Below are 22,019 nucleotides of genomic sequence, written 5' to 3' on the forward strand. Positions count from 1 at the left end.
GCCGCGCAGAGCCCAACCGCACTCTGCGCGGCAGACGATCAGGCGTGATCTTCCGGTTTGGCGATCAAGTTATCCAGCATCGCTTCGTTTCCGGCATCGTAACCTTCCGTTCCGGCTATCTCGCCACCTTCAGCGGGAACATGTTCGATCTCCGCCGGACCATCCGCCGCATCGCTCTGCGGCCCGGCCTGAATCAGGGTGCTGAGATCGTTATGCTCTTCGTCATGAATGAGATCGCTAAAGTTCAGCTGCTCGTCCTGATCCGGACCGGCGCTCTGCAGCGTAGCGAGGTTTTCACTCTGCGCATCGTTCAGCAGCGCATCACTGGCATGATCGGCCATTGGCGCTGCGGTGGTGTTGAGCATCAGATTATCGTCATCAATTAACGAGGCAGCATGATCGTCAGCATCCAGGCTGCTGGTATGCGTCAGCTTATCGCTCGCCTCGCCGTCATGATCGGTATGGCTCTCCTCAACGCTGTGGCTGGCCATCAGAGGGTGATCGTCGTCAACAGCGTCATCTGCATGCTCTTCCCCACCGTGGCTTTCGCTGACGACGGTGCCGCCCTCTTTACCGTCAATGGTAAAGTCACTTTGGTGCTGACCGTCGGCGGTAGAGCCCACTTCCAGCGTGATGTCACCGAAATCGCTATCACCGTTCGGGAGTTCAACAGTGACCTGGCCGGTAAAGTGCGAGGTGTCGTTATCGAAGGTCAGGTGGTAGACCTTGTTGTCCGCGTCGTAACTGACGCTGGTGTAGTTACCCGTAAAGGTCGCATTCTCAGGAATGCCCCCCAGCGTGAGGCTGGTCAGATGGTCGCTGCTGTCTGAGCTTTCCAGATTCACGTCGAGGTTCAGGGTGGCCGTGGTGGTGACGGTGGTACTACCGCCGTGCGTTCCGGAAGGCCCGTCGCCGAAAACAACGCCCTCGATGCCGTTGGCATTCTGGAACGGCGACTTCCCGGTATCGTTATCGACCACATGCAGGTTGTCTATGTCGTTGTTTTTGCCGTTCTGCGGATGATCGACACCGGTGACGGTGTAGTCAGCTTCATTACCCTGAACAAAGATATAGTCCTTACCTACGCTGCTCTGCGGTAAGCCCTGGTTGCCAGTAATGCCGTTGAGCGGTCGGAATTCATAGTGATCCTGCGACCAGTCGCCCTGCTGGTAGTAGCCACCCGTATGATCTCCCACCACAAAGATATCGGTATGGGTCTTATCGCCATTGTTGGCGTTGGCGTTACCCTGGCTGGTGTAGTAGTGGATCTGATCCGGGCTGTCGGCCTTCGGCACGAAGTCGCCCTGAATCTTGCCGTCCGGGCTATCCGGGGTCAGCCAGACATGCACGTTACTGCCGATCGCCACGATGACACCGTTCTGGATATCGTACCCGTTCGGATCGCCGCTGCCGCCGTTGATGTGGATGATTTTGTCATCTGACGTCTCGGTCGTCTTATCGCCAGGAGTAACGGTAACGGTCAGTTTGACGTCGGCATCGGCGTCGGCGTCGGCATCTGCGTCGGCATCTGCATCAGCGTCAGAATCTGCATCTGCATCTGCATCCGCGTCGGCATCCGCATCCGCGTCGGCATCCGCATCCGCGTCGGCATCCGCATCCGCGTCGGAATCTGCATCCGCATCCGCATCAGCATCGGCATCCGCGTCTGCATCGGAATCCGCATCGGCATCGGCATCGGCATCGGCATCGGCATCGGCATCCGCGTCAGCGTCAGCGTCCGCATCGGCATCGGCATCGGCATCGGCATCAGCGTCTGAATCAGCATCCGCGTCGGCATCCGCATCCGCGTCGGAATCGGCATCAGCATCCGCATCAGCGTCCGCATCTGCATCTGAGTCAGAATCGGAGTCCGCATCCGCGTCGGCGTCCGCATCCGCGTCGGCGTCGGCATCAGCGTCTGAATCGGCATCAGCATCAGAATCGGCATCCGCGTCGGCATCGGCATCAGCGTCGGAATCGGCATCCGCATCCGCATCCGCATCAGAATCGGCATCGGCGTCAGCGTCGGCGTCCGCATCAGCATCAGCATCAGAATCTGAGTCTGCATCCGCATCAGCATCAGCATCTGCATCCGCGTCGGCGTCGGCGTCCGCATCAGCATCAGCATCAGAATCTGAGTCTGCATCCGCATCCGCATCCGCGTCAGAATCGGCATCGGCGTCAGCGTCTGCATCGGCATCAGCGTCGGCATCCGTATCTGAGTCAGAATCGGAGTCAGCATCCGCATCCGCGTCGGCATCGGCGTCAGAATCTGCATCTGAGTCTGCATCCGCATCTGAGTCAGAATCAGCATCAGCATCGGCGTCGGCGTCTGCATCAGAATCCGCATCCGCATCCGCATCCGCGTCGGCATCGGCGTCAGAATCGGCATCGGCATCAGAATCGGCATCGGCATCGGCATCGGCATCAGCATCAGCATCAGCATCAGCATCGGAGTCCGCATCAGCATCAGCATCAGCGTCGGAGTCCGCATCCGCATCCGCATCTGCGTCAGCATCGGCATCCGCATCTGCGTCAGCATCGGCATCCGCATCGGCGTCGGCATCGGCATCCGCATCAGAATCGGCATCCGCATCAGCATCAGCATCCGCGTCGGCGTCTGCATCTGAGTCAGAATCGGAGTCCGCATCCGCATCCGCGTCGGCATCGGCATCTGCATCGGCATCCGCATCTGCATCGGCGTCAGCATCCGCGTCGGCATCAGAATCTGCATCTGCGTCAGAATCTGCATCGGCATCCGCGTCGGCGTCGGCATCTGCATCCGCATCCGCATCTGCATCTGCATCTGCATCTGAGTCAGAATCGGAGTCCGCATCCGCGTCGGCATCGGCGTCTGCATCGGAATCCGCATCAGCATCTGCATCTGCATCAGCGTCTGCATCGGCATCTGCATCAGCGTCTGCATCGGCATCAGAATCTGAGTCTGCATCCGCATCTGAGTCAGAATCGGCATCCGCGTCAGAATCGGCATCCGCGTCAGCGTCGGCATCCGCGTCAGCGTCGGCATCGGCATCGGCATCGGCATCGGCATCTGCGTCTGCGTCTGCGTCGGCATCGGCGTCAGCGTCTGCATCAGAATCGGAATCCGCATCCGCGTCTGCATCGGAATCCGCATCGGCATCGGCATCGGCGTCGGAATCTGCATCCGCATCAGCATCAGCATCCGCGTCGGCGTCTGCATCTGAGTCAGAATCGGAGTCCGCATCCGCGTCGGCATCGGCATCGGCATCGGCATCAGAATCGGAGTCTGCATCGGCATCAGCATCTGCGTCGGCATCGGCGTCGGCGTCGGCATCAGAATCGGAGTCTGCATCCGCATCTGCATCGGCGTCAGAATCGGAATCAGCATCAGAATCGGCGTCGGCATCCGCGTCGGAATCGGCATCAGCATCCGCATCTGCATCTGAGTCAGAATCGGAGTCCGCATCAGCGTCGGCGTCCGCATCCGCGTCGGCGTCGGCGTCGGCATCAGCGTCTGAATCGGCATCCGCGTCGGAATCGGCATCCGCATCCGCATCAGCGTCCGCATCAGAATCGGAATCCGCATCCGCATCCGCATCCGCATCAGCATCAGAATCGGCATCCGCATCGGCGTCCGCATCCGCGTCGGCATCTGCATCTGAGTCAGAATCGGAGTCCGCATCCGCGTCGGAATCCGCATCAGCATCAGCATCGGCGTCGGCGTCGGCGTCGGCGTCGGCGTCCGCATCAGAATCGGAGTCTGCATCTGCATCTGCATCCGCGTCAGCATCGGCGTCAGAATCGGAATCCGCATCCGCGTCCGCATCGGCGTCGGCGTCTGCATCGGAATCCGCATCCGCATCCGCATCAGCATCAGCATCTGCATCAGCATCTGCATCAGCGTCTGCATCGGCATCAGAATCTGAGTCTGCATCCGCATCTGAGTCAGAATCGGCATCCGCGTCAGCGTCGGCATCGGCATCGGCATCTGCGTCTGCGTCGGAATCTGCATCCGCATCAGCATCAGCATCAGCATCAGCATCGGCGTCGGCATCGGCATCGGCATCGGCATCAGCATCAGCATCTGCATCGGCGTCCGCATCAGAATCTGCATCTGCGTCAGAATCCGCATCGGCATCGGCATCGGCGTCAGCATCGGAATCGGAATCCGCATCCGCATCCGCATCCGCATCCGCATCCGCGTCGGCATCGGCGTCTGCATCGGCATCGGCATCGGCATCCGCATCGGCATCGGCATCGGCATCGGCATCGGCATCGGCATCGGCGTCAGCATCGGAATCGGAATCCGCATCCGCATCCGCATCCGCATCCGCATCCGCGTCGGCATCGGCGTCGGCGTCTGCATCGGCATCGGCATCCGCATCGGCATCGGCATCGGCATCGGCATCGGCATCGGCGTCAGAATCTGAATCGGAATCAGCGTCCGCATCCGCATCCGCATCGGCATCAGAATCGGAATCCGCATCGGAATCAGCATCCGCGTCAGCGTCCGCATCGGCATCAGAATCGGAGTCTGCATCGGCATCGGCATCTGAGTCAGAATCTGCATCCGCATCCGCATCGGCGTCTGCATCAGAATCGGCATCTGCATCAGCATCCGAATCATCACTATCGAGCAGCGTTAATTCTTCCGGGGGCTCATCATCGGGGAAATCAAGGCCGGTCGTCGGGTAGCCCGCATCAGGGTCAACAATCTCAGCGGTTAAATCGAGCACGACGTGGGTATGCGACCCGCCGCCGCTGCCGCCTGGTTCACCGCCAGAATTAACGGGCTGAGGACCTGCGGCTGGCGCCTCCAGAGTCTGCGTCGGGTCCTGCCCGTCGGCAATGGCCTGCTGAATAGCCGCCACGTCCTGCTGCTCGGATGCCGTGGCGTCAGTGGCCACGTGCCCTGTGCTGTCCCAGTGGCTGTCACGGCCCAGATCTACCTGTTTGCCGTCCGCCAGCGATAAGGTAATCGCGCCAGTCGCGCCCGTCTGAATTTGTTCCCCGTCGAGGATCCTGTCGCCTTCCGTCAGCAACCTTGTGCTGCCGTCAGGACTGACTGCGAATACCTGCCCTATTACTGCTTTGACGATCCCGGATACGCCGCTCATATATTTTTTCCCTCAATCCTTTACATGCCCAATTCATCCCTTACTCAGGCTTAGAATGCTAAAAAAGAATTAAATCTGTATTAGTAATTTGCTGTGCAACGCTGACAAGGATACGCCTCTCAATAAGAAATTTATTGATGCAGGTCCGTGTCAGCCCCCTATATTAATTGATGACATGAATAAATAGGAATCTAAAAAGGTATGCACTATCAAAACAGGGAGTCAGGCTAATGGCTCCCTATTAATCCGTCAGGTAATGAAGGCAGCTTAAATAAGCCCCTCGTCATCATCCGCGATTAACCCTTCCAGACCACTCAGCGAGCGGCGCGCCTGCGCGCGGCTGGTGAGTTTCGCCTGCGCGGCCGGTGGCAGGTCGGTAATGGTGATGACGCCTTTGCTCATCAGCACCTCGATCAAATCCTCCAGCACACGCACCATCTCAAGGTCGCTCTGCTGCAGCTGATACAGCGTGGCTTCACGGATTTCTCGCTGGCGCATCCACTCGTCAATCTCGGGGGTGCAGAGATCATGTTGTTCCGTCATGGTGGTAAAAGGCGTCAGCTCCACCCGTATAATTCGTCTTTCCGTATCGCGTTCTACATAATACATTTTCAGCCTCCATTCACTCTGTGAGGTTAATTTCTATCCAGTGTACTGGCGTCAGCGAAATAGCGCCCCATCGCACCATGCAGGCCAATGTTTTCCAGAATTGCCAGTTCCCCAGCTGTTTCCACTCGTTCGGCAATAAGGGGAAGATTAATCTGGCGGGTTGCCCAGTAAATGGCCTCAATAAACAGTTTCTTATCATCTTCGCTGTCTATATTGCGAATATAACTGCCATCGACTTTAATCCAGGCCAGACCCCACTGCGGTAAATTGCCAATAAGATGGAAGCGACCACCAAAATGCTGGATCCCCAGACGGCAACCCAACGCCTTCAGGCGACTGACCAGCACGTTGACGCGTTCGACGTCGGGAAGCTCGTTCTCATCCAGCTCCAGGGTCAGCCAGGCTGCCAGCTGCGGCGCGCCTTTCAGCGGTTGCAGGAGAGCCTTCAGACTCTGGTCGTCAGCCACGCTGGCACCGCTGATACTCAGCGCCAGCGGGCGCGGCGATTTAGCCAGCTCCTGCAGGGTCTGCTGGAGCATCACGATATCCATGCGACGGCTGAGATCGAGACGGTGGATCCACGGCATAAAGCGTCCCGCCGGCACCAGCTCACCCTCCCGGGTTTTAATGCGGGCGAGGATCTTATGGTGCAGCACCACATGCGGGTTATTACACGCATACACCGGCTGCGAGAAGAGCTCGAAGGCGCCGTTGGTCAGCACCGCGTCCAGCCGGGTGTACCAGCTGTGATGATCCTCTTCGCGCTCACCGGCCGGGGCAGTATCGGGGCTGGCAAAGAAGCGCATCTCGGTTTCCGCTCTCGCCAGGGCCTGATCCGCCTGCGCCAGTACCGCCTGCGGGGTATCGCCGACGTTAAAAGGCACCAGCGCGAAGTGGGCCACCGGCGAAAGGTCACTCATGCCGGTTTCAGACAGCGCCTTCAGCTGGGTGGTGAGGGTGTTGCTCAGGTTATCCAGATCCTGTCCCAGCATCAGCGGGGCGATAATAGCGAACTCCCCGCCACGCACGCGGGCGACAAAGCCTTCGTTGTGAAAATAGTTGCGCTGCAGACCGGTAAGAATATCCGCCACCGCCACCAGCAATTGATCGGATTTCGCCCCGCCCAGACGCTGGTTGAGACCCATCAGATTCTGGACCCGCAGCAGCATGATGTGTCCGGCAGGGTTCTCTTCATCGCTCAGTCGCGACTGCAGCTGCATATCAAACGCCCGACGGTTGCTCAGCCCGGTCAGACTGTCGTGATAGGCCTCCTGACGCAGGGATTCGGTGCGCCGGGCCTGATCGCTGAATAACACCTTAAGCTGAGTCACCATCATGTTGGTGGCCTCAACCACCCGCCGCAGCTCCGGGGTCTTCGGCAAGGCCGATACATTGAGAAACTCACGGCGGGTGATCGCCATCGCCTGGTCGACGATATAGTTAAGCGGGCGCAGCATACGGCGTAACAGCAGGGTGGCGGCGAGCAGGAACAGCAGGCTACAGCCGGTCAGCCACAAAAAGCTGGCGACAATGCTGTTCCACAGGCGGGCCAGGGCGAACATCGGATGGCTGACCACCTCGACCCGGGCGGCCTGCGTCCAGCCGCGCATCACAATGGCGTCGCCTTCACCGGGGCTGAGGTGCACCAGCCGCACGAACCACTGCGGAACGCGGGTATTCTGGGGCACATCGCTGCGCTCGATGATCGGTTTATTGGTCTTAATGTCGATCACGCGAATGCGATAAAAATAACCGCTGTCGAAGATGGAGTTGACCATTAGCTCGGTCATCGTCGGGTCGTCGATATGGGTGGTCAGCGACAGCCCCAGCGCCGTCGCCGCATCCTGCGCGTGGGCGCTAAGCTGATTGCGGTACTGCTCGCGGGAACTCTCAAGGGTTACCACGAAGTTGCCGCAGAAGATGACAAACGTAAATAAACAGATGCCGATCAGTAGCTGTTTATAAAGAGACATGGCCCTATCCTATTCATTAATTTCAAATCCTTCTGCACGCATGCGGGTGAGAAGATCCTGCCAGCGGGAGAGCCGTTTGCTGTCGCCCACGCGTTTGTTGCCGCCGGACTGCGGCAGCCAGAGCCCTTCGCCGTTAAACGCGTAGACCGGAAGCAGGTCCGTACGCTGGGTGGCCGGCAGAATGGCGGTTTTCAGATTATCCAGAACCAGCGGGATCGCCGTGGGGGTGGAATACCATGTCACCACCATGTGCGCCTGATTCAGTTCGAGTGCTTTTACATAGGTAATACGTAACTGGTTCGCGGGTACGCCCATTTCACGCAGGGTGAAATATTTCGCCAGCGCAAAGTCCTCGCAGTCCCCTGCCCCTTTACGCAGAAATTCAATCGGCGTTGCCCAGTAATCCTGCTGCTTCCAGACGACGATATCATCCCGAAAAGCCATTCTGGCGTTAAAAAACTGATTAACCTGCTTTAACTTGTCCTGGATCGTGCCCTGCGACGGGGTGTTAAGCAAGGCCGCCCACTCAGCGATCCGCTGTCGGGCGGCGGGGGTGGCCGGGCCATACAGCCGCTCGGTGCGGGTGCTGATGGCGCTGAAATCCCACCCGGCACCGAGCCCTGGCGAGATAACCAGCAATGCCACCAGCCAGAGCGACAGCCAACGTCGACAACGCACTGATATGAGGGAGCGAAGAGGTCGCATAGAGGCCGCTTACTGCTCGTCTGACCGGGCGCGCCAGCGTTGGCGATACGCGACATAGCCAGAGAGGTAGTGCTCGACGTCGTCAATCCGCACCCGGTAGCTGTGGTGACGAATAAAAAAGCTGCCGACGATCCGCGGCGGATTTTTAAAGAACATCGCCAGTTCCGGCCAGAAAAAGCCATTCGCCAGACAGCGGGCGCGGGTCTCCAGCGCCTGATTGAACACGTCCATATCGAAGCCGGCCAGCAGGTGCTTATGCGGCGAGGTCTCCAGCCGGGCGATCATCTTTGATGCCGCCATCATCAGCTCCAGCAGCGTGGGATAGGTGGTAACCCGGTTCTGGACAAAGTCGAGGTGGTCGCGCACGTTATCCAGCCCAAACTGATAGTAACGCTCCAGCGGTCGGTAGAGCGTTAGCTCGTTGACGCAGTAGCTGAGCCAGTGATCGTGGGCCTGCCAGTGCTTCTGTTCGATAAAGTGATCCATCGCCCGCTCGACCATCTCCAGCCAGCGTGGAGCCTTCGTCAGGCCGTAAAGGCGCATCAGCGCGAAGGCTGCTTCGCCGTCGTAATAGATAATGCGGTGCGCTGCCTTGAGAGAGAGATCCCCGGCATTCAGCACATGCACAAACCCGCCGGTCTGCGGATCCTGCATAAAGCCGATCCCGTTCGCCAGCCGCGCCATCTGCGCCAGGTAGCGGTTATCCCCGGTCAGCTCGCTGTATTTCGCCATCGCCAGGATGCACACCGCGTTGCCGCCAAGCTTGATCTCATCCCCGGTATCCACCAGGAAATCGGCCTCGCTGCCATCTGGCAGGGTATAGGTGCGAATGAAGCTGGTGCAGAGGTCGTTCAGCGCCCGCTCGATGGCCGCGAACTGCTCTGGCTCGCGCGTGACTTCCCAGCCTTCGAGCAGGGCATAGGTTGAGCTGGCGTGACGCAGGGCGTTATAGGTCGGAATGGCGCGATCGAAGCAGGGAAACCAGCCGTAGTGGTAGCGCCCGGTAGCAGTGATCTGGCGCGCCAGATAGTCGGTGGCCGAGGCGATCATCGGCTCCAGGGCCGTCGCCTGCCAGTCGGGGAGCTGGCGATAGCCGCTGTTACGCCCGGTCGATTCGATGGGCAGCAACTGCTCGCCGTCGCAAAACAGCGCCCGGGTGGTGAAGCGCCAGAGCATCTGGTCAGGCTGTTCGGGCCAGCTCAACACCGCCCCGAAGCGACGGCGCGAGAAATGGGCCAGGTTGTTGGCATTCGGCGTGGCGACGCCGTGGTCACCGTGGTAGAGCAGCGCGTTAGCGGCAATCTCCTGCTCCAGCATGGCGTAGCGAAACGCCGGATCGAGGCTCAGGCCATAGCGAAAATAGTTACGCTTGGTTTTGCCGAGTCGGGCTTCCAGCGAGTCCCAGCGCAATGCCTCCACCTTATCGACAAGGTCAACCCGCAGCCAACAGACGTCAGTGCCGCTCTGCTGTTGCCACGCCTGTAGCGCCTGCGTCCCCTGCTGCCAGGCCTGTTCAAAGGTGTCGCCGCAACCCTGCACAATGTGGGCACGGCGTTGACTGTCGGAGGCACTAAAAAAGATCGCCCAGGTGGGGCAAATCGACGGTTTAGGCGCAACGTCCAGCAATTCCATCGCCGGGCGGGTTTGCGCAAGTAAGTCGCTGAGCGGCATGTTAACTCCTGAAAACGCCAGAGGCACCCTGTCAGAAAAATCCTAACCGATGATACCATTATGTATGACAAGTTGTGTATTCTGTATGTCTGTTGTTTCCCCGGGGCGGTGTTGTGAGTCGATGGTGTGTGTCAGGATTTCTGCTGCTGATAAGCGTTTTCGCTTACGCTGAGACGCCCCTGCTGTGGAACCAACCGCCCAGCCGACAACACTGTCCAACCAGCAACGACGCCGCCTGGGTGCAGTACCCGAGCGGCGAAGCCTGCATGCGCTATTTCAGCGCGGGCACGCTGCGTGACGCTCCCCTGGCACTGGTGGTACTGAAAGGCGACCGGGTCGCGCAGATTAAACGATCCCCGGATGCTATTCCCGGCAATACCGCCAACGCTCAGCGCCGTCAGGCCCGGGCCATGCTGCGCCAGACCGGATTGCCGACGATTATTATCGCCCGTCCCGGCACCTACGGCTCCAGCGGCAACCACTACCGCCGCCGCCAGGCGGAAGAGTTTCAGGCGATCGCGGCAACCCTCAACGCCATCAAAGCCCGATACGGTATTCAGCGTTTTATCCTCAGCGGACACAGCGGCGGAGCCACTGCCGCCTCGGCGCTGCTGGCTACCGGTCGGCGGGATATCGACTGCGCGGTGCTGACCTCCGGTGCCTGGGGGCTGCTGGAGCGGGCGCAGCGTATGCGCCAGCAGCGCAATGCGCCCCCCGCCCCCGCGCTGGACGGCACGGGATTGCCTCATCCCTGGGACCCGCTCGATCATATTAGCGGGATCGCCGCCGATCCCCTGCGGCTGATCCTGGTGATCGGCAACCCGCAGGATCGCAACACCCCGTTCGATCTGCAGGCGCGCTTTGCCGCTGCGCTGCGCGAGCATGGCCACCGGGTAATGCTGCTCGAACGTCCCGCCGCTCCGCCGGAGTACCACGATCTGCTGGGTAATGCCGCGATCAACGCCATTAAGCTTTGTCCGCAGCGCGGGCATACCCCAAAACCGTAAGGACAGGACCATGAGCCAGACATCACCCCGCCCACGCCACGCTGACGCACCGGGATGGACGGCCGCCGACCTCGAAAAACTGTCCGGCGGCATCTGGCATCATCGTCCGGATGCGGACTGGCGTGCCGACGACATTGCCCTTTTTCACGACAAGGCGCACGCCACCCGCCCCTGCCTGTTTATTGCCATGGATACCGACACCTGGCTCAAGGGCTCCGGCAATACCGGGATTTACGCGGGCTGGACCGATACCCATCTGTCGCTTTCCCGTCACGCCTCCCGCTACTGTGGGGCGATCGTCCAGCGACGCCTTGAGGATCTGCCTCCCGACTTCCCCCAACTGGTGGTGGGCAATAGCTATCAGGCGCTGCAGAGGCTGGCGGAAGCGGCCCGGCAACGGCTTGACGGCAAAGTGGTGGCGATCACCGGAACGGTTGGGAAAACCACGACCAAAGCGATGCTGGACAGCATTCTTGCACCCCGCATGTCGGTGGTGGCGAGCCGTGGTAACCACAACACCCGTACAGGGGCATTGGTCACGCTGGCCCGTACCGCCTGCAACCCGCAGTCAGTGGTAATGGAGGTGGCAATCTCGGCCCTGTGGATGCGCAACGGCGGGATCGGCCCACGTATCAAGCCGCATATCGTCATCGTGACCGAAGTCGGCATCACGCAGGTGGGGAAAAACATCACCTCTCTCGAGGATGTGGCGCGCTTTAAAGCCCGCATCAGCCAGGGTCTGATTCCGGGCGGCTACGCCATTCTAAACCGCGACATGGCCCTGTATGACCGCGTGGCAGAGAGCGTCCTCCGGGACGGCGCCCGCATCATCAGCTACGGTTTCGACGCCGCCGCCGACGTGCGCATCACGGCGTTCACCCCGGACGCGTACGGGTGCCAGATTACCCTTCTCTTCCGCAACCAGCCCCTGCGTTACCGGCTGACGGTGCCCGATAAGGGTGGCGTGCTTAACTCGGTGGCGGCGCTGATCGCCGCCGAGCTGCTGGGCGTCAGCATGGCGCAGAGTATCACCAGCCTGGAGGCCTGGCGCGGCGACGGTCAACATATGGGCATTACCGCGCTGCCGCTGCCGGACGGTGGTGCCGTTACCCTGATTGACGACAGCTACAACGCCGAATACCTGTCGATGCTCAACGCCTTTGAGGTGGCGGCGCAGCGTGCCCGCGACGGCGGTGGCCGGGTCATTGCCCTGCTGGGGCGGATCGTCAACCTCGGCGAGCAGTCCGGGGCGATCCACCGCGCGCTGGCAGAGCCCCTGCTGGCGGCGGGCTGCCAGCAGGCATTTTTACACGGCGAGGAGATGGCGGCCCTGCACGATGCCCTGCCGGACGGCGTTCGCGGCGGTCACTTCCTTACCGCTGAAGCACTGGTGGAGGCCGTAGCCCCGACGTTGCGCGACGGCGATATCGTGCTGGTCAAAGGCAGCGCGCGCAATTCCGACTTTAAGCGGGTCGCCGGCCTGCTGAAAGCCCGTTTCGCGGCCCCGCCTGCGCTCGGGAAAGGGCAAACCGCACGCCTGCTGATCAATCTCTCCACCGGCGAACAGCGGATATCGCAGCTGAGCGGCAGCACCTTTGCGCCGACGTATCTCAGCCAGCTGCTACTGACCTGCTGCATTGCGGATCGTCTGCTGGCAAAAAAAATCACTCTTGATACCCCGGTAAAGGTGCGCGACATTGCCGCCGCCATCCTGGAGGGCAACCCGGCACTCGGCCTGGCCCGGGGCAGCACGGCAACGGTAAAATCGCTGGTGCAGGGGATGCTGATCCATACCGCCTGCGATGCCGCTATTCACCTCGCGGAGTTGCTGGCGGGCAGCAGCACAGAGGCGCTGAAACAGCTCCGGGCGCTGAGCGCCACACTGGGCATGCATCACACCCATCTCAATAACGTCTCCGGCCGCCCGCGCCCCGGGCAGCGCACCACGCTGGCCGATATTGCCCGGCTGATGCGCCATTTCCACCAGCGCTACCCGCACCTGTTGCCGTGGCTGGGGGAGTATGAGGCGGCGATCGGCGAGCGGGTGTACCGTAAAACCGGCAACCTGCACAGTGACGGCAGCGCCTGGGGGCAGTTCGGTGCCGGGCGCTGGGGCGTCGCGCTGCAGTGGGTAGCGGGTGAGCTGTGGCTGGCCTGCGCCGCCGGCGCTAATGACGCCTTCCATCTCGACTATCTGCTGGATGAACTGCTGGCCAGCGCCGAAGGCCGACCGCCCGCACCAGCGTCAGTCGTCCGGCAGATCGAAAAGCCAGCCGCCACCCTCACCCTGCTGGGGGACACCTATTTTGGCGAGTGGTACACCCGCCGGCGCCAGGCGCGCGGGATGGATGACGCCCTCCAGCGGCACGGGTATGACCACAGCTTTGCGGCGATCGCCCCGCTGCTACGCGGCAGCGACTTGACCCTTGCCAACTTCGAAGCGGCCCTGACCACCGACCTGAGCGCCAGCCTGGAGGGCCGCAAACCCTTCTGTCTGATCGGAGATCCGACCGCCTCGGTTGCCGCCCTGCGCAAACAGGGCATCGACGCGGTAGCGCTGGGTAACAATCACGCCATGGATGCCGGGTTGCCGGGTCTGCACAGCACCCTGGCGGCGTTTCGCGATGGCGGGATCGCCTGCATCGGGGCCGGACTCAATGCTCAGCAGGCGTATGCCCCGCTGGTGCTGACGGTGGGTGGCAGGCAGTACAAGATTTTCAGCGCCTACTGGTATCGCCGCTATATGGAGCAGGAGTGCGCCTTCTACGCCCGGCCGCGCCGCGCGGGCGTCGCCTGCCTGAGCGGTGGGCTGATCGAACAGCTGCGACAGGAGAAAGCCAGCCCTCGTCCGGCCACCACCATCGTACTGGCCCACTGGGGGCTGGACTACCGCTGGACCACCGCCGGACAGCGGGCACAGGCGAAACGCCTGAGCGAGGCCGGGGCCGATCTCATCATTGGTTCCGGCCCGCATATGGCGGGCGATGCCGCCCGACTGGGCGAGAGCCTGGTGGTCTACAGCATTGGCAACGCCGTGTTTAACAGCAACGGCGAATACCGGGAGCGTGGCATGCCCGCGTACGGGTTTATCGTCCGCCTGCTGCTCGGTCATTCGATACCGCAGATCCAGCTCCTGCCAATTTTTACCGACAACAAACGGACCTTCTGGCAGCCGCGCCCGGTTAACGAGGCTGAGTTTGCCGATCTGATCGCCCATCTGAAATTGCAGGGAATGGCAATTGGCGAGCGCGGCGCCTGGCGTGCCGTCAACGTGGACGGCGAATATATGTTGACCATGACCCTGGACAGCCGCTTCGGTCTCATGACTTCAGATGAGGGGCCCGCCATGAATACTAAAAAATCATGAGGCGTGAATGTTGAGGGCGAATACATACTGACCATAACGCCGCTGTGATACAGGGTCAGGACACATTGATGAGCGTGCCACTGCAAAACATACCCCGCTGCGGGCTTATGCTGTTCATGCTACTCCTGGGGGTTAGCGGATGCTCTTCCGGGGACAATACCGCCAGCCGGGGACGGCCGGTGCAAAAATACTACCGCCCCGCGTACATTCCGCCCCCGGCGATGCCCGTGCAGCGCGCGCCGGAACCCTGGAGCATAGCGCCAGAAGAGGCGCCGCCGGTGAAAGCGAAAAAACGCCCGCCGACCAAAGCCGCAGAACAACGTCAGCCCAGAGCGATGCCGGTGCTGGATAATTCGTTGCCCGAGCCGATCTGGCAGCCGGCGATAAGCCGTCAGACGAGTCTGGAGCTGAAATCATGACCGAACGCGCCATCGGTGAACTGAGCAGCCGGCCTGATATCAGGCACCCGACCCTGCCTCTCTGGCAAAACGGTCTGGTGATTATCATCACCCTCACCTACCTCATCTGCGAGCTGGCATTTAACTCGCGCCTGCTCGACCTGGTGGGAAGTCTCTCCACCCCCGAGGACATCCACAGTATGGAACGCTATGGCCGGGCGTTAACCGCCATCGCCGCGGCCCTGCTGGTGCTCCAGCTGGTGCTGGCAGGCAACGTCCGGCTAAAAAAACGCGGCATCGATTTTCCCCCGCTGTACGTGGCAAGCATGGTGTTTTCGCTCTGCCTGCTCACCGGCGTGGTGACCTGGCAGACGGTGGAACGGGTGATTGAACAGCAGGTCGCGCAAAGTACCGGCGAATTTCGCCAGAAATCGCTGCTGGCACAGCTCTACCAGCAATCCTTGATTGACGGGCACCAGACGCTGGAGGGGATCCCGCTGGATGAAGACGGCGGGCAGCGCCAGACCTGGGCCAGCCCCTCGGGGAAAGCGTTTCTGGCGATGCTGCCGCTGCTGATGAGCTCGGTCAGCCGTTATCACCCGCTGCTGGAAAGCGAGACTGCGCAGAATCTGCGCGACAGTATAAGCGTCCAGGAGGGAGGGATCCTCGGCTATTACAAAGCCTGGCTGGCGGGCGTGCGGACATTTATAAGGACTATCTCGACTATTCCAGCGTGACGCAGAAAAACGTGCGTTATCACGAGGCGATGATCCCTGCCCGACTCGACTGGGAGGCGTTTTTCATGCTGGACGTGGTGCAGAGCAGGCTGCGTGAAACGCTGGCGCTTCCCCCTCAAAGCCGGGTTCGCTCTGAATACCCCAAAGATGACGCCCTTAAGCAGTTTGCCCTTGAGCTGCAGGCCCCCCATCTTGATTACGCCGTGCAACAGCAGCTCCCCCACCTGCAGGCCGCGCTGGCCAGCTATGGTCCGGGCGGTGCGAATGAAAAAGCGGGAGAGGATGCGGCGCGGGCGGTGATTGTTCCGCCGATTGCGCTGATGTTCTCACTGCTCGGCGCGCTTACCCATCTGGCAAAACTGCTCTATCTGCTGCTGCTCCCCCTGAGTGCGGCCCTGCTGTATATCACCTCGTGGCGTCCGGTTCGCCTGCTTAACCGTCATGCGCTACTCTTTCCGGTGCTGCTGATTTGCCTGCTGCTTGGGATGTTCAGCCTGATGAATAACAGCATCACGGCCTCGCCGGCCTATCATGCCTTGCGTCATGGGTTACAGGGTGCGGACGTGGCGATTACCGGAGAGTCCTCGTCACTGAGCGGCGGCGCGCTGCTGCGGGTCATTCATGCGGTCAGCATCGGGCAAAGTTACAGCTATCCGTTAAACCACGCCCTACGCCAGAATCTGTTGATGGACTTTGATTTTGGCTACGAAACGCGTGATAAGTAAGGTCTTTTCCAGGACAATAAACAGGCCTGTTTTTTGCTGGTTTTTCAAGCGTGAAGTTGTGATAGCCGTTAAGATATATTCAGTGCTACATTACGCCGCCACGCGGCAACACGCATTATCAGACCAGTCGACCTGTACGGTAACCACCTGGAACCATTAATATTAAGACGGGTCATAAAAACAGTACGGCGTATCGCCCGTCTGGCGCTACCTCCACACTCTTCAAAAAGGTCGTTTTATCTTGTCTCAATGCAAATTCACACTCGCCCTCTTGCATCCCCGTTACTGGTTTACGTGGTTTGGTCTGGGCGTCCTGTGGCTGCTCGTACAACTCCCCTACCCGGCGCTGCTCTGGTTGGGCTCCACCCTCGGTAGCCTCTCGCGTCGTTTTCTTAAACGCCGGGAATCTATCGGCCGCAGAAACCTCGAACTCTGTTTTCCGGCCTTATCGCCCGAAGAGCGCGAGCATCTGATTACTGAGAATTTTAAATCCATCGGCATGGCGTTACTGGAAACCGGAATGGCCTGGTTCTGGCCGGACCATCGAGTACGCAAGTGGTTCGATGTGGAAGGTCTGGAAAATTTACAGCGCGCGCAGGCTAAACACCGCGGCGTAATGGTGATCGGCGTGCACTTTATGTCGCTGGAGCTGGGCGGTCGCGTGATGGGGTTATGCCAGCCGATGATGGCCACCTATCGGCCGCACAATAGCCTGCTGATGGAGTGGGTGCAGACCCGCGGTCGTATGCGCTCCAATAAAGCGATGATCAGCCGGAATAATTTACGCGGGCTGGTTGGCGCCCTGAAAAAAGGGGAAGCGGTATGGTTTGCCCCCGATCAGGATTATGGCCGTAATGGCAGCAGCTTCGCCCCGTTCTTCGCGGTAAAAGAGGTCGCCACCACCAACGGCACATTCGTGATTTCACGCCTGTCTAAATCGGTAATGCTGACCGTGACGATGGTAAGGAAAAACGATAGCAGCGGCTATCGCCTGTTTATCATGCCGGAACTGGAAAATTACCCTGAGGAAGAGGTAGCCGCTGCGGCGTATATCAACCAGGTGATCGAGAAAGAGATCATGCGTGCGCCTGAGCAGTATTTATGGGTGCATCGCCGCTTCAAAACCCGTCCTGAAGGCGAACCGTCCCTCTACCGGTAACCCTCTCCTAAAGGTTAGTTTCGCCTTGAAACTAGCCTTTTCAATAACCTGTAATCACCCTGATTTATCGTTAGCACGCTATGTTGCTCAAGGGCAATTTATTACCCTGGGAAATTAAACTGTCGCCGTTCCACGACACTCGTAAGTCGCGGAAAGTATTTAAAAAAACCCCTCTTGTCACCCCTCAAATTTAAGCGTACATTAGCGCCGTCTGGCTACCCGAAAGCACAGAATTCTGAGCTGGAGTTGATGCCAAAACGGGGATAATTCTCATTTCCGCTCTGGCCTGACTTCACCTCTCTATACTCAGTTGGACTCTGAATTTAATGCGTATCACGATATACGCGGAGCGATGAACGTGAAATATTTCTTTATGGGTTTTTCAGTTATTGTGTTCGCCTGGGTCGGCACCTTTGCCCTGATGATGAACTGAGCAAAGAAAATGCAAAAAAACAGGCGCCATTGGCGCCTGTTTTTTTATGCTTATTGACTGGCTTACTCAGACGCGGATTTTGTCCCCTGCGGCAACAGCCCGTCGGCCCGGAACATACTCTTGATCCCCCTCACCGCCTGACGAATACGGTCGCTGTTCTCAATCAGCGCGAAACGCACGTGCGTATCACCATATTCGCCAAAGCCCACCCCCGGTGAGACGCAGACTTTCGCGTCCTGCAGCAGTTTCTTGGCGAACTCCAGCGAGCCCATCCCCGCATAAGCGTCCGGGATTTTTGCCCAGACGTACATGGAGGCTTTAGGCATTTCAACCATCCAGCCCGCCTCATGCAGCCCTTTGACCAGCACATCGCGACGGCGTTTGTACTGCGCGGCGATATCCTTCACGCACTGCTGATCCCCTTCCAGGGCAGCAATGGCCGCCACCTGCAGCGGCGTAAAGGTGCCGTAGTCGTGGTAGCTCTTGATGCGCGCCAGGGCATTCACCAGCGTCTTGTTGCCGACCATAAAGCCGATGCGCCAACCTGCCATGTTATAGCTTTTCGACAGGGTGAAGAACTCCACCGCCACGTCGCGCGCGCCGGGAACCTGCATAATCGACGGGGCTTTCCAGCCGTCATAGACGATATCGGCGTAGGCCAGATCATGTACCACCAGCACATCGTAACGCTTCGCCAGGGCCACCACCTTTTCAAAGAAATCGAGCTCGACACACTGGGCGGTCGGGTTGGAGGGGAAGCCGAGGATCATCATCTTCGGCTTCGGATAGCTTTCGCGGATAGCGCGCTCCAGCTCGTTGAAAAAGTCGACGCCTTCCACCAGCGGCACAGAGCGTACCTGCGCCCCGGCGATGACCGCGCCGTAAATATGAATTGGGTAGCTGGGGTTCGGCACCAGCACCGTGTCGCCATGATCCAGCGTGGCCAGCATCAGATGCGCCAGCCCCTCTTTCGAACCGATGGTGACGATGGCTTCACTCTCGGGATCGATCTCAACCTGATAGCGGTCCTGATACCAGCGCGAGATGGCGCGGCGTAAACGGGGAATCCCTTTGGAGGTGGAGTAGCCATGCGTATCCGGGCGCTGGGCGACCGTGCAGAGTTTTTCCACGATATGGGGCGGCGTAGCGCCGTCCGGGTTGCCCATACTGAAATCAATAATGTCTTCGCCGCGCCGACGCGCAGCCATTTTCAGTTCAGCGGTAATATTAAAAACATACGGGGGGAGACGATCGATACGCGAAAAACGGCGTTCAGGACTGGAATCAGCCATAGATACCTCAGATAACGTTAGCGCCCGGACCGTCCGAGCGACGTCGCCACGATGTGCGGCGTGCTTAGAAAATAACCCGAAAAAATTCGGCTTGTCGAGAGGGGAAAAATAAAAAAAAACGTAGCGCTAAAACAGGAACTCTGCTGCGACTAAAACGGGAAGTAAAAATGAATAGCGGCATTTCTGATGCCATTTTATTAACACTTTAATATCAATAGATTTACGACTTTCGGGTGGGTTTTCTCGTAAGCGCACCTGGCAGGTCAACCTGAAACTATCCCATTTGAAAAGTGCGCCTTCTCCCCATTTGATAAAACTGACGGATAACTGGTCATTGGGCGTCAGGTTTTTTATCATGGTTGTTTCCCGTTTGCCCAGGTCATCCCGTGCACGAAATATTCGATATGCTGCTGGCGGTCTTCGATCGCGCGGCATTAATGCTGATTTGCCTGTTCTTCCTGATCCGTATCCGCCTGTTCCGCGAGCTGCTGCATAAATCGGCCCACTCGCCGCGCGAGCTGCTGGCCGTGACCGCCATTTTCTCAATGTTTGCCCTGTTCAGCACCTGGTCCGGGGTGCCGGTGGAGGGTTCGCTGGTCAACGTGCGCGTAATTGCCGTGATGTCCGGCGGGATCCTGTTTGGCCCCTGGGTCGGGATCATCACCGGCGTCATCGCCGGGACCCACCGTTACCTGATCGATATCGGCGGCGTGACGGCGATCCCCTGCCTGATCACCAGCATCATCGCGGGCGTGCTGTCGGGCTGGATCAACCGTAAGGTTCCCAAAAAGCAGCACTGGCGGGCGGGCATTATCGCCGGGATGATCTGCGAAACTCTCACCATGATCCTGGTGGTGGCCTGGGCACCGACCATTGAGCTTGGGCTGGATATTGTGTCGAAAATCGGCATCCCGATGATCCTCGGCAGCGTCTGCGTGGGCTTTATCGTGCTGCTGGTACAGAGCGTGGAGGGCGAAAAAGAGGCCAGCGCCGCCCGACAGGCCAAGCTGGCGCTGGATATTGCCAATAAAACCCTGCCGCTGTTTCGCGATATTAATGTCGAATCCCTGCGTCAGGTGTGCGACATCATCCGCACCGACATTCACGCCGATGCGGTGGCCATTACCAATATTAATCGGGTGCTGGCCTACGTGGGCGTGGGAGAGCATAACTACCGGGATAATGACGATACCGTCAGCCCCACCACCCGCCAGGCCATCAGCGATGGCAAAATCATCATCAAGAATAACGACGAAGCTCACCGCACCCCGGAGATCCACTCCATGCTGGTGATCCCGCTGTGGGAAAAAGGGGTCGTTACCGGCACGCTAAAAATTTACTACTGCCACGCGCACCAGATTACCTCCTCCCTGCAGGAGATGGCGGTCGGGCTGTCGCAGATTATCTCCACCCAGCTGGAGGTGTCCCGTGCCGAGCAGCTGCGGGAGATGGCCAACAAAGCCGAGCTGCGCGCCCTGCAGAGTAAAATCAATCCCCATTTCCTGTTCAATGCCCTGAATGCCATCTCCTCGTCGATCCGCCTCAATCCGGACACCGCCCGGCAGCTGATCTTCAATCTGTCGCGCTATTTGCGCTATAACATTGAGCTGAAGGATGATGAGCAGATCGACATCAAAAAAGAGCTCTACCAGATTAAGGATTACATCGCCATTGAGCAGGCGCGGTTTGGCGATAAGCTCACCGTCATCTATGACATTGATGAAGAGGTGAACTGCGTCATCCCGAGCCTGCTGATCCAGCCGCTGGTGGAGAATGCCATTGTTCACGGCATTCAGCCGCGCAAGGGCAAAGGCGTGGTGACGATAAGCGTGGCGGAGTGCGGCAACCGCGTCCGGGTGGCGGTACGCGATACCGGCCACGGTATCGATCCCCAGGTGATTGAGCGGGTGGAGTCAAACGAGATGCCCGGTAATAAAATTGGTCTGCTGAATGTTCATCACCGCGTTAAGCTGCTTTATGGTGAGGGGCTGCACATTCGCCGCCTGGAGCCGGGCACCGAGATCGCTTTTTATGTGCCCAATGAACGGTCCCCCGTTCATGCGCAGACGTTGTTATCGCCCTGGAGAGAGTGACCCATGAAAGTCATCATTGTGGAAGATGAAATACTCGCGCAACAGGAGCTGAGCTGGCTTATCAAAGAACATAGCCAGATGGAGATCGTCGGCACCTTTGAGGACGGGCTGGACGTGCTGAAATACCTTCAGCACAACAGGGTCGACGCCATTTTTCTGGATATCAATATTCCGTCGCTGGACGGCGTGCTGCTGGCGCAAAACATCAGTCAGTTTGCCAGCAAGCCCTTTATCGTCTTTGTCACCGCGTGGAAAGAGCATGCGGTGGAGGCCTTCGAGCTGGAAGCCTTCGACTATATTCTCAAGCCGTATCAGGAGTCGCGGATCGTCAGCATGCTGCAAAAACTTGAGCAAGCCTGGCAGCAGCAATCCGGCGCGGGACAGGTCGCCGCCTCGCCGGTCACGCGCGAAAATGACACCATCAATTTGATCAAGGATGAGCGCATCATCGTGACGCCGGTGGACGATATCTACTACGCCGAAGCGCATGAGAAGATGACCTTTGTCTATACCCGCCGCGAGTCGTTTGTGATGCCGATGAACATCACCGAATTCTGCGGCAAGCTGCCGACCAGCCATTTTTTCCGCTGCCACCGCTCGTTTTGCGTCAACCTGCATAAGATCCGCGAGATCGAGCCCTGGTTTAACAACACCTATATTTTGCGGCTGAAGGATCTGGATTTTCAGGTGCCGGTGAGTCGCAGCAAGGTGAAAGAGTTTCGCCAGCTGATGCACCTGTGAGGATGGTCCC

Annotated in this window: 16 protein-coding genes; 9 read left to right on the plus strand and 7 right to left on the minus strand. The window is 59.2% G+C overall.

Annotation, left to right across the window (positions count from 1 at the left end; genetic code table 11):
• Nucleotides 1–38: 38 nt before the first annotated feature.
• The 5 genes from G7090_RS23675 to G7090_RS16630 form a co-directional block, all read right to left on the minus strand.
• Nucleotides 39–5,099, minus strand: coding sequence for a hypothetical protein (locus G7090_RS23675; RefSeq protein WP_207630079.1), 5,061 nt, complete (start codon nucleotides 5,097–5,099; stop codon nucleotides 39–41).
• 267 nt (nucleotides 5,100–5,366) lie between these two features.
• Complete coding sequence (locus G7090_RS16615) at nucleotides 5,367–5,708, minus strand: tryptophan synthase subunit beta (protein ID WP_166183219.1); 342 nt, start codon at nucleotides 5,706–5,708, stop codon at nucleotides 5,367–5,369.
• Between the two features lie 26 nt (nucleotides 5,709–5,734).
• The gene (lapD, locus tag G7090_RS16620; protein WP_166183221.1) at nucleotides 5,735–7,681 is read right to left on the minus strand and encodes a cyclic di-GMP receptor LapD; all 1,947 of its coding nucleotides are present in this window, start codon (nucleotides 7,679–7,681) and stop codon (nucleotides 5,735–5,737) included.
• 9 nt (nucleotides 7,682–7,690) lie between these two features.
• Nucleotides 7,691–8,386 (minus strand): cysteine protease LapG, encoded by a 696-nt coding sequence (gene lapG / locus G7090_RS16625; RefSeq protein WP_166183224.1) that lies wholly within the window; start codon nucleotides 8,384–8,386, stop codon nucleotides 7,691–7,693.
• 9 nt (nucleotides 8,387–8,395) lie between these two features.
• The gene (locus G7090_RS16630; RefSeq protein ID WP_166183226.1) at nucleotides 8,396–10,057 is read right to left on the minus strand and encodes a Mur ligase; all 1,662 of its coding nucleotides are present in this window, start codon (nucleotides 10,055–10,057) and stop codon (nucleotides 8,396–8,398) included.
• Between the two features lie 128 nt (nucleotides 10,058–10,185).
• Here G7090_RS16630 and G7090_RS16635 point away from each other — a divergent pair, with 128 nt between their 5' ends.
• From G7090_RS16635 to ypdK, 7 genes are all read left to right on the plus strand, one after another.
• Nucleotides 10,186–11,064 carry a S9 family peptidase gene (locus G7090_RS16635; protein ID WP_242685334.1) on the plus strand — a complete coding sequence of 293 codons (879 nt, stop codon included), beginning with the start codon at nucleotides 10,186–10,188 and terminating at the stop codon, nucleotides 11,062–11,064.
• 10 nt (nucleotides 11,065–11,074) lie between these two features.
• Nucleotides 11,075–14,431 (plus strand): CapA family protein, encoded by a 3,357-nt coding sequence (locus G7090_RS16640; RefSeq protein WP_166183227.1) that lies wholly within the window; start codon nucleotides 11,075–11,077, stop codon nucleotides 14,429–14,431.
• Nucleotides 14,432–14,499: 68 nt separating this feature from the next.
• On the plus strand, nucleotides 14,500–14,850 hold the full coding sequence (locus tag G7090_RS16645; protein ID WP_166183229.1) for a hypothetical protein: 351 nt from the start codon (nucleotides 14,500–14,502) through the stop codon (nucleotides 14,848–14,850).
• Nucleotides 14,847–15,566 (plus strand): hypothetical protein, encoded by a 720-nt coding sequence (locus tag G7090_RS16650; protein ID WP_166183231.1) that lies wholly within the window; start codon nucleotides 14,847–14,849, stop codon nucleotides 15,564–15,566. Before G7090_RS16645 ends, G7090_RS16650 begins: the two co-directional genes overlap by 4 nt.
• On the plus strand, nucleotides 15,563–16,291 hold the full coding sequence (locus G7090_RS16655; RefSeq protein ID WP_166183234.1) for a hypothetical protein: 729 nt from the start codon (nucleotides 15,563–15,565) through the stop codon (nucleotides 16,289–16,291). Before G7090_RS16650 ends, G7090_RS16655 begins: the two co-directional genes overlap by 4 nt.
• A 238-nt stretch (nucleotides 16,292–16,529) precedes the next feature.
• Nucleotides 16,530–17,450, plus strand: a complete 921-nt coding sequence (gene lpxP, locus G7090_RS16660; protein ID WP_207630124.1) for a kdo(2)-lipid IV(A) palmitoleoyltransferase — start codon at nucleotides 16,530–16,532, stop codon at nucleotides 17,448–17,450.
• Nucleotides 17,451–17,802: 352 nt separating this feature from the next.
• A complete protein-coding gene (gene ypdK / locus G7090_RS23970; protein ID WP_098946261.1) occupies nucleotides 17,803–17,883 on the plus strand; it encodes a membrane protein YpdK in 81 nt (26 codons plus the stop codon).
• Between the two features lie 62 nt (nucleotides 17,884–17,945).
• Here the strand turns inward: ypdK and alaC are convergent, their stop codons facing one another.
• Complete coding sequence (gene alaC, locus G7090_RS16670; protein ID WP_106994688.1) at nucleotides 17,946–19,175, minus strand: alanine transaminase; 1,230 nt, start codon at nucleotides 19,173–19,175, stop codon at nucleotides 17,946–17,948.
• 126 nt (nucleotides 19,176–19,301) lie between these two features.
• The gene (locus G7090_RS16675; protein ID WP_166183238.1) at nucleotides 19,302–19,532 is read right to left on the minus strand and encodes a hypothetical protein; all 231 of its coding nucleotides are present in this window, start codon (nucleotides 19,530–19,532) and stop codon (nucleotides 19,302–19,304) included.
• Nucleotides 19,533–19,561: 29 nt separating this feature from the next.
• Here G7090_RS16675 and G7090_RS16680 point away from each other — a divergent pair, with 29 nt between their 5' ends.
• Both G7090_RS16680 and G7090_RS16685 read left to right on the plus strand, forming a co-directional pair.
• Entirely contained in the window at nucleotides 19,562–21,268 is a 1,707-nt protein-coding gene (locus tag G7090_RS16680; RefSeq protein ID WP_166183240.1) for a sensor histidine kinase, read from the plus strand.
• Between the two features lie 3 nt (nucleotides 21,269–21,271).
• Nucleotides 21,272–22,009 carry a LytTR family DNA-binding domain-containing protein gene (locus G7090_RS16685; protein ID WP_106994686.1) on the plus strand — a complete coding sequence of 246 codons (738 nt, stop codon included), beginning with the start codon at nucleotides 21,272–21,274 and terminating at the stop codon, nucleotides 22,007–22,009.
• Nucleotides 22,010–22,019 lie beyond the last annotated feature (10 nt).

It is taken from the genome of Leclercia sp. 29361, assembly GCF_011290365.1.
Classification (GTDB): domain Bacteria; phylum Pseudomonadota; class Gammaproteobacteria; order Enterobacterales; family Enterobacteriaceae; genus Enterobacter; species Enterobacter tamurae.